The 16,707-nt window shown below is 61.8% G+C and carries 16 protein-coding genes; 10 read left to right on the top strand and 6 right to left on the bottom strand.

Going from position 1 to position 16,707, the window contains the following annotated elements; translation table 11 throughout:
- The 6 genes from JQ863_RS18790 to JQ863_RS18765 all read right to left on the bottom strand — a co-directional run bounded on the left by JQ863_RS18790 (position 1) and on the right by JQ863_RS18765 (position 6,532).
- Positions 1-549 (bottom strand): cytochrome c oxidase subunit 3, encoded by a 549-nt coding sequence (locus JQ863_RS18790; protein WP_204115881.1) that lies wholly within the window; start codon positions 547-549, stop codon positions 1-3.
- A complete protein-coding gene (locus tag JQ863_RS18785; RefSeq protein WP_204115880.1) occupies positions 546-2,483 on the bottom strand; it encodes a nitric oxide reductase activation protein NorD in 1,938 nt (645 codons plus the stop codon). The genes JQ863_RS18790 and JQ863_RS18785 overlap by 4 nt, the downstream gene beginning before the upstream one ends.
- Before the next feature lie 8 nt (positions 2,484-2,491).
- Positions 2,492-3,301: a CbbQ/NirQ/NorQ/GpvN family protein gene (locus JQ863_RS18780; RefSeq protein ID WP_204115879.1), complete on the bottom strand. Its 810-nt coding sequence runs from the start codon at positions 3,299-3,301 to the stop codon at positions 2,492-2,494.
- Positions 3,302-3,306: 5 nt separating this feature from the next.
- Positions 3,307-4,677, bottom strand: coding sequence for a cbb3-type cytochrome c oxidase subunit I (locus JQ863_RS18775; protein WP_204115878.1), 1,371 nt, complete (start codon positions 4,675-4,677; stop codon positions 3,307-3,309).
- A 14-nt stretch (positions 4,678-4,691) separates the two neighbouring features.
- On the bottom strand, positions 4,692-5,144 hold the full coding sequence (locus tag JQ863_RS18770) for a c-type cytochrome (RefSeq protein WP_204115877.1): 453 nt from the start codon (positions 5,142-5,144) through the stop codon (positions 4,692-4,694).
- 185 nt (positions 5,145-5,329) lie between these two features.
- Positions 5,330-6,532, bottom strand: coding sequence for an NnrS family protein (locus JQ863_RS18765; protein ID WP_204115876.1), 1,203 nt, complete (start codon positions 6,530-6,532; stop codon positions 5,330-5,332).
- A 252-nt stretch (positions 6,533-6,784) separates the two neighbouring features.
- Between JQ863_RS18765 and JQ863_RS18760 the strand changes: the two genes are divergently transcribed.
- The 10 genes from JQ863_RS18760 to nirJ all read left to right on the top strand — a co-directional run bounded on the left by JQ863_RS18760 (position 6,785) and on the right by nirJ (position 16,685).
- Complete coding sequence (locus JQ863_RS18760; RefSeq protein WP_204115875.1) at positions 6,785-8,461, top strand: cytochrome D1 domain-containing protein; 1,677 nt, start codon at positions 6,785-6,787, stop codon at positions 8,459-8,461.
- A gap of 224 nt (positions 8,462-8,685) precedes the next feature.
- Positions 8,686-10,479, top strand: coding sequence for a NapC/NirT family cytochrome c (locus tag JQ863_RS18755; protein WP_204115874.1), 1,794 nt, complete (start codon positions 8,686-8,688; stop codon positions 10,477-10,479).
- A gap of 58 nt (positions 10,480-10,537) precedes the next feature.
- Positions 10,538-10,972, top strand: a complete 435-nt coding sequence (locus tag JQ863_RS18750; RefSeq protein ID WP_204115873.1) for a plastocyanin/azurin family copper-binding protein — start codon at positions 10,538-10,540, stop codon at positions 10,970-10,972.
- A 233-nt stretch (positions 10,973-11,205) separates the two neighbouring features.
- Entirely contained in the window at positions 11,206-11,982 is a 777-nt protein-coding gene (gene cobA / locus JQ863_RS18745; RefSeq protein ID WP_204115872.1) for a uroporphyrinogen-III C-methyltransferase, read from the top strand.
- A gap of 100 nt (positions 11,983-12,082) precedes the next feature.
- Positions 12,083-12,364, top strand: coding sequence for a c-type cytochrome (locus JQ863_RS18740; RefSeq protein WP_204115871.1), 282 nt, complete (start codon positions 12,083-12,085; stop codon positions 12,362-12,364).
- A gap of 76 nt (positions 12,365-12,440) precedes the next feature.
- Complete coding sequence (locus tag JQ863_RS18735; RefSeq protein WP_239113630.1) at positions 12,441-13,535, top strand: cytochrome D1 domain-containing protein; 1,095 nt, start codon at positions 12,441-12,443, stop codon at positions 13,533-13,535.
- A gap of 3 nt (positions 13,536-13,538) precedes the next feature.
- Positions 13,539-14,534, top strand: coding sequence for a siroheme decarboxylase subunit beta (gene ahbB, locus JQ863_RS18730; RefSeq protein WP_204115869.1), 996 nt, complete (start codon positions 13,539-13,541; stop codon positions 14,532-14,534).
- A complete protein-coding gene (locus tag JQ863_RS18725) occupies positions 14,531-14,980 on the top strand; it encodes an Lrp/AsnC family transcriptional regulator (protein WP_204115868.1) in 450 nt (149 codons plus the stop codon). Before ahbB (JQ863_RS18730) ends, JQ863_RS18725 begins: the two co-directional genes overlap by 4 nt.
- Complete coding sequence (gene ahbB, locus JQ863_RS18720; protein ID WP_204115867.1) at positions 14,977-15,465, top strand: siroheme decarboxylase subunit beta; 489 nt, start codon at positions 14,977-14,979, stop codon at positions 15,463-15,465. The genes JQ863_RS18725 and ahbB (JQ863_RS18720) overlap by 4 nt, the downstream gene beginning before the upstream one ends.
- 5 nt (positions 15,466-15,470) lie before the next feature.
- The gene (gene nirJ, locus JQ863_RS18715) at positions 15,471-16,685 is read left to right on the top strand and encodes a heme d1 biosynthesis radical SAM protein NirJ (RefSeq protein WP_204115866.1); all 1,215 of its coding nucleotides are present in this window, start codon (positions 15,471-15,473) and stop codon (positions 16,683-16,685) included.
- The last annotated feature ends 22 nt before the right edge of the window (positions 16,686-16,707 follow it).

Genomic DNA, 16,707 nt, shown 5'->3' with positions numbered 1-16,707 from the left:
TCAGGCCAACAGGTAGATCACCGGGAACAACAGCACCCAGACCAGGTCGACCATGTGCCAGAAGGCTCCGGCGACCTCGATGTTCTTGGCGGCATCCTTCCATGCCACCAGCATCAGGATCACCACGCCAGCGACCACGTGGGCGGCATGGAACCCGGTCAGAAGGTAATAGAAGGTAAAGAAGGGATGCGTGTCCCACGCGATCCCCTGTGCGGCTTTGCCCGCATATTCCGCGCCTTTGATGACCAGAAACACCACGCCCAGCGCCGCCGCCCCGACCAGCGCCAGACGTGCCTTCCTGCGGGCTCCACCCTCGCGCCAGCGCAGCGCCAGCGCCGCAAGGAAGCCGCTTGTCACCAGGACAATCGTGTTCAGCGCCGCGCCGGTTCGGTGAAGATGGTCCTGCGCTTCGGCAAAGCCTGCTGGGTCGGTCAGCCGCACGCCCAGAAACGCGGCCAGTCCCATGCCGAACACCAGAAGCTCGGATACAATCAGCACCCACATCAGAAGTTCGCCGGGCAATTCGTCCAGCGCGGTGGCCTCGCTCATGCGCCGACCAGTTGCCGATAGATCTGCGGCAAGGCGAAGATCAGCTTCTCGGGCTCGGGGATGACGGCGAACCCGCCCTGCCCGAACATGCGCGGGAACCAGCTTTTGCCGGTCTTGTCGATGGTGACACCAAAAACCGAATGCCCGGCCCGGCGTGCTTCCCGCACGGCCATGGCTGTGTCCTCGATCCCGTGGCGGCCCTCGTAATGGTCAAGGTCATTGGGTTTGCCATCAGTGATCACCAACAACAATCGACGCTTGCGGGTCTGGTCGGACAGGTCCGCCGACATGTGCCGGATCGCGGCCCCAAGGCGGGTATAGAAACCGGGGCGCAATGAGCCGATCCGTTCCTCGACAAGGCTGCCCATCGGTTCGTCGAATCCCTTGCACTTCTGGATGTAGACCCGGTGCCGCTTGAGCGACGAAAACGCGTGGATCGCAAAATCGTCGCCACAGGCGTTCAAACCCCAGGCCAGCGCGTCGATCGCCTCGCGTTCGACATCAATCACCGCACGCCCCCCGCCAACCGCGCTTTCGGTCGAGCGGCTGACATCGAGGAGGATCGAAACGGCAAGGTCACGCGCCTCGGGGCGGGACTGCATCCAGACCCGTTCGTTGCCCTCGCCGCTGGCCATGCGGTCGACCTGCGCACGCACGGCGGCCTCGATGTCCAGCACGTCGCCATCCAGATGCCCGCGGGTCATCACGCGCCCCGGGCGCAGCGCCTCGAACTGACGTTTCACTGCGCGGATGCGGCGTTTGGCGCCGGGGTCCTGCGCATAGGCGTCGGCGTTTTCTTTGATCTCGGCATCCGAAGTCAGGACGCTGACGTGGTCAGGCAGATACTGGTTCGTGCGCACGTCCCATTCGGGATACATGATCTTGCCCGACGCCTTCTCGCGGTCGACATCCTCGGGTGCGAGGTCAAGGTGCAGCTTCAGCTTGGTCGGCGGCGCCTTGGAAATCTGGCCCAGCCCGATTTCATCCTGATCGTCGGCGGCTTTCTTGGCGTTCTCCGGGTCGTCATCATCGACGCGGCGGTTCAGGTTCAGGAACTCGGTCCAGCTGAGGATCGCCTCGAACTTGTGCAGGATGAAACTGTCGCTGCGCTCGGCCTGATCGGATTTCCGGCGGCGCGCACGGTGGGTTTTCTTGCTATCGCTCTGGTCGGTATCGCCCTCGGTCTCGGGGTTTTCAACCTCGTGACCTTCGGAAAACATCACGGGCCGCAATTCAGGCCACAACGCCACGGGGCGATAGGGTTGATAATTGCGCGGGGCCAACAGGGCCTCGACGTCGCCCGCGAGCATCGCTTCCCACAGGGGCTGGGCCTCGGCAGGAAGATCCTCGCCCAACATATGACGGACCACCGCTTCGATCTGCGCCTCGACAGGCGGCAGTTTCGGCACGGGGCGATAGTGCAGAATCCCCTCACGGAGCGTCGCGTAAAGCTCTCTCAGTCCAGGGGCCTGGGCAAGTGTCAGCTCAACCATCTCATGGGCGGCTTTTAGCGCGCGCAGGTCGGCGCGCAGTGGATCGGCGTCGTCGATGCGGTCGGGGGCATGGGCGGCAGCCGCCGCCAGCCAGATATAAAGCGCGGCATTGGCTTCGCGGGACGGGAACACTGCCAGTCGCGCGGGAAGCCGCAGGATTTCACCGTCGAACGAGGTGCGCGGCACGGCCTCGACCTCGGTTCCCAAGCGGCGCAGCCAGCTCAGGCGGTGATGGGACACCTCGTCAGAGACGGGGCGCAGCTCGATGCTCGCGCTGCCCCCCAACCCCCTGAAAAGGACTGCCAGCCGCCCGCCGACCTCTTCGAGGTCGACGCCGGCTCCTTCATGCGCCTCGGGCGCATCCAGGCGGCTGGCAAAGTTGTGCCACAGTTTCCCGACGGTTTCTTCGGGTTCCCATGGCTCAAAGTCGATCTTGACCATGGCTGGCCTCACCCAAAGACAGCAGTGACAAGATCGAGGAGCCCGCGTTTGACGTCCTCGTCATCCGTCAGCGGCTCAATCATGGCCGCGCGGATTGCACGATCGACATTCATTCCCTGAGCGATCAGGGTTGCGGCATAGACCACGAGGCGGGTCGAGACCCCCTCTTCTAGGTCCTGCCCCTTGAGGCCGCGAAGCTTGTTCGCCAGCCGCACCAGCGGCTTGACGCGTTCTTCGGACAGCCCGCTTTCCTCGGCAACGACCTTGATTTCCAGCTCAGGCGCAGGGAAATCGAACTCGACCGAGATGAAACGCTGCCGCGTCGACGGCTTGAGCGTTTTCAGGATGTTCTGGTAGCCCGGATTATACGAGGCCACGAGCATGAAGCCGGGTGCTGCCTCAAGCTCTTCCCCCGTCCGGTCGATCGGCAGGATACGCCGGTCATCCGTCAGGGGGTGCAGAACGACGGTCACGTCCTTGCGGGCTTCCACCACCTCGTCGAGATAGCAGATCGCCCCTTCCCGCACGGCGCGGGTCAGGGGACCGTCAACCCAGACCGTTTCGCCACCTTTCAGAAGGTAGCGCCCGATCAGGTCCGCCGCCGCCAGATCGTCATGGCAGGCAACGGTATAGAGGGGGCGACCCAGCTTTTGTGCCATGTGAGCCACAAACCGGGTCTTCCCGCAGCCTGTCGGACCTTTCAGAAGGACCGGCAGACCATTTTCATGCGCGGCTTGGAACACCTCGCACTCGTCACCCTGGGCGAGGTAGAAGGGGGCATTTGCCGCCCCCTCCGTGATGAGAGTGGATCCGTCCATGTTGCTCACTCCGCTGCGACTTTGTCAGCTGCGCCGGGCTCGATCACCTCTTTGCGAGGCACCCAGATGGCGTAGAGGAACAACAGAACGCCCAGGATCACCACCACACCGGCGCCGAAACGCATCCAGTAGAAGATGGCTATCTGGTCCTGCACGTCCATGAAGTAGTCGCCAAGAACCCGTTGCAGGTGGGTCTGGACCGTGCCGGCGAAGGTCAGGACGAAGGTCATGAAGACCATGCCGGACGTCATCAGCCAGAACGAAGCCATGTTCAGCACCTGGTTATAGGGATCGCGGTTGCGCAGGATCGGCATTGCGTAGCTGAAGATCGCAATGTTCAGGCAGACATAGGCACCAAAGAAGGCAAGGTGACCGTGGGCCGCGGTGATCTGCGTGCCGTGGGTATAGTAGTTCACCCCGTGCAGCGTATGCAGGAAGCCCCAGACACCCGCGCCAAAGAAGGCCAGTGTCGCACAGCCCAGGGACCACAGAAGTGCGGCCTTGTTCGGGTGGTCACGACGTCCTTTCCAGACCATGACGAAGGCAAATGCCATCATGGCGAAGAAGGGGATGACTTCCAGCGACGAGAAGATCGAGCCGATCCACTGCCAGTAACCGGGCGTGCCGATCCAATAGTAGTGGTGGCCGGTACCGAGGATGCCCGAGAACAGGGCGGCGGCAACGATGACGTAAAGCCATTTCTCGACGATCTCGCGGTCAACACCGGTCAGTTTCAGCATCAGGTAGGCCAGGATCGAGGCCATGATCAGTTCCCAGACGCCTTCCACCCAAAGGTGAACGATGTACCACCAGTACTGTTTGTCCAGTGCCAGGTTGCCAGGATTGTAGAAGCTGAACAGGAACAAAAGCGCCAGACCCCAAAGACCCAGAAGCAGGATGTTGGTGATCGCGGTTTTCTTGCCCTTCAGCACCGTCATGGTGATGTTGTAAAGGAAGATCAGCGCCGCAACGACGATGCCTGCCTTGACCCATTTGGGCTGTTCGATGAACTCGCGCCCTTCCTTGCCCAGAAGCCAGTTGCCCTGGAACAGGTCGAACGTATAGGTCACCACAACACCCAGCGTGCCAAGCACGAGGATGGCCAGCTGGATATAGGCCAGCGTGGGCGAGTGGATTTCGCGTTCCGCCTCTTCCGGGATCAGGAAGTAGGCCGCGCCGAAGAAACCGAGGATCAGCCACACGACAAGCGAGTTGGTGTGAAGCATCCGCACGATGTTGAAAGGCAGGACCTCGGACAGCGTGTTGGGCGACACATAGATCCAGCCGGCGAGCAATCCGCCCAGCACCTGGACCGCGAACAATGCCATGGCTACCGCAAAGTAGACAAAGGCGATTTTTTGGGTTTCGTATTTCATGGGTGTAACCCTCCTTAACCGGCTTCGTTCGGCGGCCAGCCTTGCGTGTCAATCGTGCCTGTCCACAGGAAGAAATTGGCAAGATCGCGGATCTCTTCTTCGGACAGGTTGAATTGCGGCATCTGACGGCGGCCTTCGATGCCGGTCGGTTGCGACTCCATCCAGGCCGCCAGCGCTTCGACAGCGCCTTCCGGGTCATCCTGGACGCCCCAACGTTCCATGACGTTGCCGACTTCGGGCGCAAAGTATGCGCCTTCGCCGAGGAGCGAGTGGCAGTTGATGCAGGCGTGCTTTTCCCAAACGTGTTTGCCTGCAACCACGCTTTCGGTCAGCGTTTCCACATTTGTCGATGTGGTCACGATATAACGGTGTGAATGGAACGAAAGTCCCAGGAAGATAATGATGAAGAACAGTGACCCGCCATAAAAGATATTGCGGGCCATGCTTTTGGTCATGACTTCGCGCATTGCGCTCTCCTTTGCGCCGCGTTGATGGTCTGGTCGTTATCGGCGGAGGTCCGCCGACCTTCCTTAACCAAAGTCAAGATTCTGACGGGAACTGTCGGGAACCTCGCAATATCTGGGGGTTAGCACCGAAAAAGAGCGCCCGTTTGGGACGCTCTTTTTCATGGAACAGATGGATTTCCGGGGGGTCAACCGTCCTGTGCCCCGAGTCGCGGCCCCGTCAGTGCAGGCCAGAGCGCGACTAGAAACAGGGCAAAAACCAGCGCCCAGGTCAGGCTGGCGGCTATCATCATCGGATAATAGAGCCCCTCGCCCGCCTCTGCGCCAAGCCAGCGCAGAAAGGCGGCAAGCGGGATCAGTACGTATCCCAGCGCAACGGGTTTTGGCGCCACCAGTGGCCGCCCGGAATGACCCAGTGAGGCGCGGCTCATAACGGCAAGTGTCATGCCGCCGACACAACCGATTCCCAACAGATGCAGCGCCGCGATTTCCTGACCCAGCCCCAGCGCCGCCGCGCCCCAGGCCAGCATGCCCAGTCCCAGCATCACGATACCCAGATGCAGCGCGATCAGAATCGGCTGCCGCAAGGCCCAGCGCCATCCCCATTTCGACACGCGCAACAATTGCAGCACACCGAAGACCACGGCAATGGCGCCGGAAATCGGCGCCGGCAGTCCGAAAAGAACGGTCAGCGGCAGGGCCAGCGCCAGAACAACCGTAGGCTTCTCGATCTTCGCGACAGAGACAGGCCAGACAGTTTCAGGTGCGCCGGCGCGGTTCATTGCGTTGCGTGTGAAGGCGGGCGTGATGCGGCCGCCCAGAATGGCGATCATGGCACAGAGGGCAAACAGTCCGGTGCGCAGCCCCGCGCCCGCGTCTCCGCCCGGAAGGTCCATCCAATCGAGATGCATGCGCAGATTGCCGGCCCAATAAAGAGCAAGGATTCCAAGGAACATGACATTCTGCGGCTTGGGACGCTTCACCAGCTGGCTGGCGATCTTGGAGCCAAGGATGGGCACGAAAAGAAGATCAATCGCCGCGACCGCCCCAAGCGGCATTGTGCCCGAATACCACAGGACCAACCGCCCCGCCGCCCATGCCAGCGCCGCGACCGCCAGAAAGGCAGACCGCGCCGATGGGGTGTCGGTCCAGTTCGGAACCGCAGTCAAAAAGAACCCGCCCAGCGCAGCGGCGCCATAGCCGAAGACCATTTCATGCGCATGCCAAAGGGTTGGAGTCATGGCTGCAGAGCTGGCGACGGAACTGCCTTCGCCAGCCTGCCCCATCAGCCACAGCGCCCAGATCGCGCCGGTCAGGACACCAAAAACCCCGGCAGCAAGAAAGAAGACCCTGAACCCCTGGCTGAAAACCCGCCTGATACCCGCCAACATGCCACGCTCCTGTCAAATGATTCCGCTGCAACGCAGCTTTGCTCAAACCCTATGGGCGCGGATCAGCGTCAGACTTAACCAAAATCAATTTCGACTGCGAAAGACCGGCGTTCGGCCCCCGCCAAGCCCCACGGCCTGCGGCGCCTTGTCCCGCCGATCACGAAAACGCGAGTTCCGTTGACTTTGGTCAAGGTTCGACTCGGGCCCCCGGCGCAGGTTCGCCCTGCCTCACCGAGCAAATGGAGAGTGATCATGTCACTTGGAATCACCTACAAGAAATCAAGCCGCGCCCTCGGGGTCGGCTTCGCGATGCTGCTTGGCACTGTAGCAGCACCCGCATTCGCCGAGGGCCCGACCCTAAGCGAGGAGAAATTCGAAGCGTCGAAGCAACTGTATTTCGAGCAATGCGCCGGTTGCCACGGCGTTCTGCGCAAAGGCGCCACCGGCAAGAACCTTGAACCCAGCTGGAAAAAGACCGCCAAGGACGGCACCGTCACTGAAGGCGGTACGCTGAAACTGGGCCAGGAACGGCTTGAGAAAATCATCGCCTGGGGCACCGAGGGCGGCATGAACAACTTCTCGGACATCATGACCGAAGAAGAGATCAAGGACATGGCGACCTACATTATGATGGACCCGCCGAAGCCGCCGGAGATGTCGCTTGCCCAGATGAAAGAGACCCGCAAGATCTATGTCGAAGAAGCCGACTACCCGACCGAGCCGCTGCATGGCCGGAACTGGGAAAACTTCTTTGTCGTGATCGAGCGTGACGTTGGCAAAGTGGCCGTGATCGACGGCGACACCAAAGAGGTGCTGACCCACATCCCGACCGGCTACGCCGTACACGTGATCAAGGCCTCCGAACACCATTCGATCTCGGAACCGGAAAACCCGGGCCGCTTCTGGTACACCATGGGCCGCGACGGGAAGATGACCAAGATCGACCTCTGGCAGACGCCGGACAAGATGCTGGTTTCCGAAGTCAAGATTGCCTACGACGCGCGTGACGTGGCCATCTCGGGCGATGGCAAATACGTGATCGGTGGGGGCTACTGGCCGCCGCACTTCGCGATCGTCGACGCGATGACCATGGAGCCGCTGAAAGTCGTTTCGACCCGCGGCGTGAACGTGGACGGGGACTATGTGGAAGAAAGCCGCGTGGCCGCCATCTACACCACCCCGCACGAGCCGACCTGGATCGTTGCCGTGAAAGAATTGGGCCAACTGTGGCAGGTCGACTATTCCGACCTCGACAACCTGCGGATCGACAAGATCAACTCGGCCAAGTTCCTGCACGACGGGTTCTTCGATCCGACCGGCCGCTACTTCCAGATCGCCGCAAACGCGTCGAACAAGATGGTTGTCGTCGACACCAAAGAGCGCAAGCTTGAAGCGATGATCGACACCGCCCCGCTGCCGCACCCCGGCCCGGGCGCCAACTGGAACGACCCGAACTGTGGCCCGGTTGCCGGCACGACCCACCTGGGCGAAGGCACCGTGACCGTCTGGGGCAACGACCCCGAGGGTCACCCGGATCAGGCCTGGAAAACCTGCTATGAGGTTGAAACCGACGGCGCGGGCCTGTTCATCCGGACCCACCCGAACTCGGACTACTACTGGGCTGACCAGACCAAGCACCCCGAGCCTGAAGTTCAGCAGTCGGTGCAGGTCATCTCGAAAGAGACCGGAGAGATCGTGAAAACGATCCAGATCACCGAGGAAGAAGGCTCTGCCGCGGTCCACTTCGAGTTCAACCAGGACGGCACCGAGGTCTGGGTCTCCAAGTGGAACCTGTCGACTTCGAAAGAGCCGAACGGCGAGATCGTGATCTTCGACGCCAAGACGCTGGAAGAGAAAGCGCGCGTGAAGGGTCTCTATGCCCCGACCGGTAAGTTCAACGTCTACAACCGTTCGAACCACGTCACCTGATCGTGACCGGATAGGTGAACCGAAAGGGCGGGCCTCGCGCCCGCCCTTTCTCACATTCGCAGACGGGATCGTGACAGCCGGGGGGCATCCCCCAACACACCGCCCAGGCACCCAGTACGCCCGACCAAGTACGCCTGGCCGCCCCCCGCCCCTTGCGATCCAAGAAACAGCCAATCGGTCCGACCTAACCGGACCAGAACAAGAAAGCCAAACGGAGCCTGGACATGACACAACCCAGCCAACCGGAAGAAAAGAAACCTATTTGGCGGAGGTATTTCATCCTTGGAATGCCCCTTGCCGGAATTGCCGCTGCTTTCATTGCCGGCATCGTTTTCTGGGGTGGTTTCAACACCGCCATGGAAGCCACCAACACCATGCCCTTCTGCATCTCGTGCCACGAGATGGAGGACAACGTCTATGCCGAATACAAGGGCACGATCCACGACGTGAACCGTTCGGGTGTGGGCGCGGTCTGTTCCGACTGCCACGTGCCCAAGGACTGGACCCACAAGATGATCCGCAAGGTGAAAGCCTCGAAAGAACTGTGGGGTAAGATGATGGGCACCATCAACACCCGCGAAAAGTTCGAAGCCAAGCGCCTGCATCTGGCGATGAATGAATGGGAGCGGATGAAAAAGACCGACAGCCGCGAATGCCGCAACTGTCACGACTTTGAGTCGATGATGCCCGAGTTCCAGAAACCCCGCGCCCGTCAGCAGCACCTGAACGCGATGGAGGTCGGCCAGACCTGTATCGACTGCCACAAGGGGATTGCCCACTCGAGCGCGCGTGAGGAAGCAGAAGAGGAATACCTGGCCAAGCTGGAAGCGCCGAACCCGAAATTCAAGCGCGAGATCCCGCAGGAATACATCGACTCGCTGGCCCGCATCGAAGCCAAGGAAGCAGCCGAGGCAGAAGCCGCCGCAGCCGCAGCCAAGGCCGAGAAAGAGGCCATCGCCGCCAAGATCGCCGCAGCCGTCGAAGCCGCGCGCGAGGAAGAACGCGCAATTGCGGCAGGCACGGCCAAGGAAGCCTCGGCCGCCGGTGGCGCGGACGTGGCGCCCAACATCAACTGGGACAATGTCGCTGCGTCCAACCTGACACTGTTCTACCCGGGCCAGGTCTCGTTCGAGTTTGTCCAGAACGGCAAGCAGCACGGCGGCGCGCGTCCCCTGACAAAGGGTGGCGACCAATGCTCGACCTGCCACGCCAAAGAGCTTGAGACCATCGGCAACAAGCTGGTCAAGGGCACTGAGGAATCCGAAGCGATGCCGATCCCCGGCAAGCGCGGCACCATTCCCGCCACGATCCAGGCGGCCCATGACGGCGAGAATGTCTATTTCCGCCTGCAATGGGACGACGCGGGCCACACCCCCGTGCCCTTCGTCGATGGCGGCAAGATGGACCCCGAGAACCAGATCAAGGTCGCCATGATGATCACCGGCACCGGTATCGAGCTGGGTGAACAGGCGGGTTGCTGGGCCACGTGCCACGCTGACAATGCCTATATGCCCGCAGCGCCCTCTGCCGACGACATCGCCGCCAGCGGTTCAGTCGCTGAGCAGATCCAGGCCAAGGAATTCGTCTCGAAATACCTGAGCGAAAGCCGCACGGATATCGAGATCAAGGGCCGTCGGGCACCGCAAGGTGGCTGGGACAAGGTGAAATCCGCAGAAGAGATCGAGCAATATCTCAAGGATGGCACATTCATGGACCTGATGCGCGTCTACGCGGATGGTTCGGCGACCAACGGCTACCTGCTGGAGCGTCGTGTGCAGAACGAAGGCCAGATCGCGGCCTCAGCTGCGATGGATGCCGCCGGCACCTGGACCGTTGTCTTCACCCGCCCGCTGAACACGGGTGCGGCAGGCGACATCGCGCTGGAGCCGGGCAAGACCTATACGGTCGGCTTTGCGATCCACGACGACTATGCCGATGCCCGCTTCCATCACGTGACGCTGAACACGTCGCTTGCTCTGGATGACGACAGCGTCAACATCAACGTCGTCGGGCAATAAACCCCCAGTGGCGGCCGGGTCATCCGGCCGCCACGTTTCTCATGCAGGAGGATATCAAATGTTTCAAACCCATCCCCTGACCCGCGCCGCGCTTGTCGCGGTTTTTGCGTCTTTTGCCTTTGCGCCTGCCGCCTTTGCCGGTGACGACGACACCGCCGCGATCTGTGCCGAGGCGGAAGAACGCTATCAAAAGATTTTCGGCGCGCCGTCGTCCGAGGTTTCTGGCGCGACTGTGGTCCTGATGTATGACTACAATTTCTGTCCCGCCCAGATTTCCGTTCCAGTGGGCACGACAGTGCGCTGGGTGAACGTGGACAAACGAACCTCGCATTCGGTGCTGGTCAAGGATTCGGGCCAGCCCGAATCCGACCGCGCCTTCCCGGAAGAGGTGATCGAGTTCACCTTTCTCGAACCGGGTCCGCAGGACTATCTGTGCGGACCACATTGGGAAACACAGAACATGATCGGCATGGTCACGGTGACACCCGAATAGGGCCGAATTCACCCCCGCGACAATTCGCTTCCGCCGAAGGCCCGTGCAACCGCGCGGGCCTTGCCTTTTGTCAAGGAGAGGCCCCGGCAAAACCGCCATCTTGGCTGCATGAAACGCACGCGACCGCCAGTTCTGCCCCTGATTTGCGTCCCCCGATTCGTGTCGGGTGGGAACAGGCTGGCGGGCGCGCCCTCACCCAGGTCACCCAATACACCAGAAACGCGAGGTCTCAGATGAGCGGCAAGGTCTTTCTCATTGGTGCAGGTCCCGGCGATCCCGAACTGTTGACCCTGCGCGCGCTGCGCCTGATCCGCGAGGCGGATGTCGTGGTCTATGACCGGTTGGTCAGCCCCGAGATCATGGCGCTGGTGCCGGACGGGATCGCGCTGATCCCTGTCGGCAAAGCGCCCAAATGCCATCCCGTTACTCAAGATCGGATCAACGACATTCTGGTCGAACAGGCCCGTCTGGGCCGCCGTGTTGCCCGATTGAAGGGCGGCGACCCGATGATCTTTGGCCGCGGTTCGGAAGAGGCCGCTTACCTGATCGAACGCGGGATCGAGGTCGAATACGCCCCCGGCATCACCGCCGCACAGGGCGCCAGCAGCGCCACCGGCGTACCGCTTACCCATCGCGGGCTTGCAACAGGTGTTCAATACGTGACCGGCCACCGCCAGGCGGACAAGGCTCTGGACCTTGACTGGAAACGGCTGGCGGACCCGAACACGACCCTGGTTGTCTATATGGGGGTCGCCAATATCGGTCAGATTGCCGTTGGCCTGATGACCGAAGGCCTGCCGGGATCGACCCCGGTGATGGCCGTTGGCCGCGCCACAACGCCGGATGAGACCCGAATGGTATCGCGGCTCGACAAATTGGCAGGGGACGTGCGCAACGCCGGGTTGAAAGCCCCGACCCTGTTCATCATCGGCCGGGTCGTCACGCTTTATGCGCAGATGCCGGACGCGGACCTTGCGCGAGAGCTGGTTCAGGTGCAGGCCAATGGTTAACCGGAGAAAAAATACGCCCGGCACCGCCGGGCAGCGCCCGACCGCCCCCCCAGGCGGGCGTTTCACGCCCCCCCGCGGCCGGTCGCTGCCCTCCGTTCTCATGGCCATGCTGATCGCCACCCCTGCCCTCGCCAACGACGCCCCGGACCTCGTGGAACTGAAACGGCTTGTCCATCAGGATTGTGGCTCGTGCCACGGTCTGACGCTGAAGGGCGGGCTGGGCCCGGACATCCGTCCGCAAACCATCGAACACTATGACCCCGACGTCCTGACAGGCGTCATCCTCGACGGCATCGAGGGCACCGCCATGCCCCCATGGAGACCCCTGATCACCGAAGAAGAGGCCATCTGGATCGCCGATTACCTACTCAAAGGGGAATGAACCCATGAAAGCCCTCACCCACGGCCTTCTCACCTCAGTTTTCCTGACCGCCGCCACCCTGACCCCGGTTGGTTCAATGGCTGAACCAACGGCCACCGGCGATCTTGGTCTTGTCATTGAACGCGCCATCGGCTCGGTTCTGCTGGTCGATCAGTCCGACCGCGCCGCATTGGCGCGGATCGAAGGGCTGGGCGACCTGTCCCATGCCTCGCTGGTCTATTCGCCCGACGAACGATTTGCCTATGTGTTTGGCCGCGACGGAGGGCTGACCAAGGTCGATATCGTCAAGCGCGAGATCGCGAACCGTGTCGTGCAAGCCGGCAATGCCATCGGCGGTGCGATCTCGGATGATGGCACACTGGTCGCTGTTTCGAATTACGAACCCGGCGGCGTGCGGATCTTCGATTCCGTCACGCTGGAAATGGTGCTGGACATCCCCACAGACAGCAAGACCATCGGCCTTGTCGACGCGCCGGGACGCCGTTTCGTCTTTACCATGTGGGACACGGGCGAGACCTGGATAGCCGACCTGTCCGGCGATGACCCCAAGATCACCAAGATCAAGGACATGGGCGAAAACCCCTATGACGCGCTGATCACCGCCAATGGCCGCACTTACATCACCGGCCTGTTCGGAGAGGACGGGTTGACCGCGCTGGACCTGTGGTCCGACAATCCCGAACCAATCCGCGTCCTACCGGGATACGGGCGCGGCCAACAGGAAATGCCGGTCTACAAGATGCCCCACCTCGAAGGCTGGGCGCATACTGGTGACGAATTTGTCCTTCCCGCCGTTGGACATCACGAGATCCTCTGGGTCGACGCCAAATCACTCACGGAAACCGGGCGCACCAAGACCTATGGTCAGCCCGTCTTTGCCATGGCGCGGCCCGATGGACGTCAGGTCTGGGTAAATTTCGCGCACCCGCTGAACGACACGATCCAGGTCGTGGACACGGTCACGAAAGAGATCATCCATGAATTCAAACCGGGTCCGGCCGTGCTGCACATGGAGTTCACCCCGCGCGGCCACGAAGTCTGGATCAGCGTCCGCGACGCCGGGAAGGTCATGATTTATGACACCCATACCTTCGAGAAACTGCACGAGATCGAAGCCGACAGCCCGTCGGGCATCTTCTTCACCGCGCGCGCACATCGGACGGGGCTTTGAGGAATGAAAATTATCTCCGACCCCATCGACCGCCGCCTTCTGGATGACTGGCAACGCGGGTTTCCGATCACCCCGCGCCCATTCGCTGTTCTGGCAGACACGCTGGACCTGACTGAGGAAGAGGTCATTGCGCGGCTGACCCGGATGAAGAACGCTGGCCGCGTCACCCGCGTCGGCGCGACCTGCGCGCCCAATGCGGTTTCGGCCTCGACCCTGGCCGCTGTCGCCGCCCCGCCCGAACGCCTGGACGAGGTTGCCGCGATGATCGGCGCAGAACCCGGCGTCAACCACAATTACCATCGCGAGGACCGCTGGAACCTGTGGTTCGTCGCCACCGGGCCCGACCGCGCCCATGTCGACGCGACCTTGGCCCGGATCGAGGCGCGCACCGAGTTGCAGGTGCTGGATCTGCGGCTGGTGTGCCCCTTCAACGTCGATTTGGGCTTCCGCATGACAGGCGGCAGCCGCGAAGTGCCTGCGCCGCGTGGCGATATCGACGTGAACGTGCTGCGCGATGGCGACCGTGAGATCCTGCAAAGCCTGACACAGGGAATGACCATCTGCGCCGCGCCCTTCGCCGCGCTGGGGGCCGGTCTGAACCGCAGCGAGGCCGACATTCTCCAGCGCATCTCGGCGCTGTCGGACGCCGGCATCATAAGCCGCCTTGGGGTGATCGTGCGCCATCGGGCGCTTGGGTGGTCCGCCAACGCGATGGTGGTCTGGGACATGCCTGTCGATCAGGTGTCTGCCGCTGGCCCGGCCCTTGCCGCGCTGGACGGGGTGACCCTGTGCTACGAACGCCGCCCCGTGGCAGGTATCTGGCCCTATCGACTCTACAACATGATCCATGCCCGCAGCCGGTCCGAGGCCCTTGAAGTGCTGGACCGCGCACTGGCCCTTCCCGAAACGCAAGGGGCGCGCCACAAGGTCCTGTTCTCGACCCGGTGTTTCAAACAGACCGGCGCATTGATTTCGGACCGGAAAGAGGTGGCGGCATGATGCTTGACGCAACCGACCGGGCGATCCTTAACCGGGTTCAGGATGACATCCCGTTGACCCCTCATCCCTTCGCCGATCTCGCCGCCGAACTGGACCTCACCGAGGCCGACCTTCTGGCGCGGATCGAGCGGATGAAAGCGGACCGCATCATCACCCGTTTCGGCCCTTTCTTCGACGCTGCCGCCATGGGCGGTGATTTCTGCCTTTGCGCCATGGCGGTTCCGGCAGGCGAATTCGAATCCGTCCTGACCAAAGTCAATGAACATGCAGAAGTCGCACATAATTATGAGCGCACGCACCGGCTGAACATGTGGTTCGTTCTGGCAACCGAAACGCCCGAGGGGATCACCGCTACAGCCGATGCAATCGAGACGGAAACCGGCATAACCGTGCATCGGTTTCCGAAACTGCAAGAGTTCTTTATCGGCTTCAAGGTTGCGGCATGAGCACGATTGACGACACTGACAGACAGATCATCACCGCCCTGCAAGGCGGGCTTCCGCTTGTGCCCGCTCCCTATGCTACGGTTGCGGGTGAACTTGGGATCGCCGAGGCCGACCTGATCGACCGCATTTCGGCGATGAAGCAAAGCGGCGTGATCCGCCGTGTGGCTGCCGCTGCCAATCACTACAAGCTGGGCATGACCGCCAATGGCATGACCGTCTGGGACGTGGCCGATGACCAGATCACGGAACTGGGCGCGCAGATTGGTGCCCTGCCCTTCGTGACCCATTGCTACGAACGGCCGCGGGCGCGACCCGACTGGCCCTACAACCTGTTTGCCATGGTGCATGGTGAAACCAATGACGAGGTGGAAGAGAAACGCGCGCAGATCGCCGCGATCCTTGGCGAGGCATGTGTCCAAAGCGACATTCTCTATTCCACGCGGATACTGAAAAAGACGGGGCTGCGGCTTCGTCGGAAGGGATAAGCGCGATGTTCCGACTGACTGAATACATGCAGCAACTGGTGGACCCGAAACCGGTGCGTCCCCGTCGCCCCGGCCCGGTGAAACCTGTGGTGATCTGGAACCTGACCCGCCGCTGCAACCTGAAATGCCGCCATTGCTATACCGTTTCGGCGGATGTGAATTTTCCCGGCGAACTGACCCATGAACAGGCGATGGCGACGCTGGAAGACCTCGGCGAATTCAAGGTGCCGGCCCTGATCCTGTCAGGCGGCGAGCCACTGGACCGGTTCGACATCTTTGAACTGGCACAGCGGGCGCGGAAACTGGTGCGCGTGCTGGCGCTTTCAACCAACGGCACCAAGATCCACGGTGAAACCGCCGACCGCGTGGCCGAGATCGGCTTTAACTATGTCGGCATTTCGATCGACGGTATCGGGGCCACGAATGACTGGTTCCGGGGCGTCGACGGCGCCTTTGATGATGCCGTGCGCGGTGTGCGCGAATTGAAGAAACGCGGTGTCAAGGTAGGCCTGCGCTTTTGCCTGACCGAAGGCACGCAACACCACCTGCCAGACCTGTTGAAGCTGTGCGATGACGAGGGGGTGGACAAATTCTATCTCTCGCACCTCGTCTATGCGGGGCGCGGCGACAAGAACCGCGGCGAGGACGCTGAACACCTGCCCACGCGGCGCGGCATGGACCTGCTGCTGGAACGCGCGTGGGAATCCGTCTCGGGCGGGCGCTATCTGGATATCGTGACCGGCAACAATGACGCCGACGCGGGGTATTTCCTGCGTTGGGCGACAGAGCGGTTCGACGAGGCCACCGTCGCCAATATGCGCGAGCATCTGGTCCAATGGGGCGGTAACTCATCCGGGCTGGGGGTCGCCAATATCGACTTCCTCGGCAAGGTTCACCCGGACACCTATTGGTCCGACTACACTGTCGGGAACGTCAAAACGTCGACGTTTTCTGAGCTTTGGACCGGCGACGACAAGATGCTGGCAATGTTGCGCACCCGACCGCGCCCGCTGAAAGGGCGTTGCGGGGCCTGTGCGCTGAAGGATGTCTGTGGCGGCAACACCCGCATCCGCGCCTTGCAACTGACCGGTGACCCATGGGCCGAAGACCCGGCCTGCTACCTCAGCGACGAAGAGATCGGCGTGACGGCGGACGGCGAACGGCTGACAGTCACCCCTTTCCGTGGCAAGCGCCACGACCCCGAACACGTCTTTTACTGAAAGGAATACACCCATGTCACGG

The sequence above is a fragment of the Shimia biformata genome, from assembly GCF_016888515.1.
Lineage (GTDB): Bacteria > Pseudomonadota > Alphaproteobacteria > Rhodobacterales > Rhodobacteraceae > Shimia_A > Shimia_A biformata.
The sequence above is the reverse complement of the archived record's forward strand: the minus strand, read 5'-3'. Positions and strand labels throughout refer to the sequence as shown.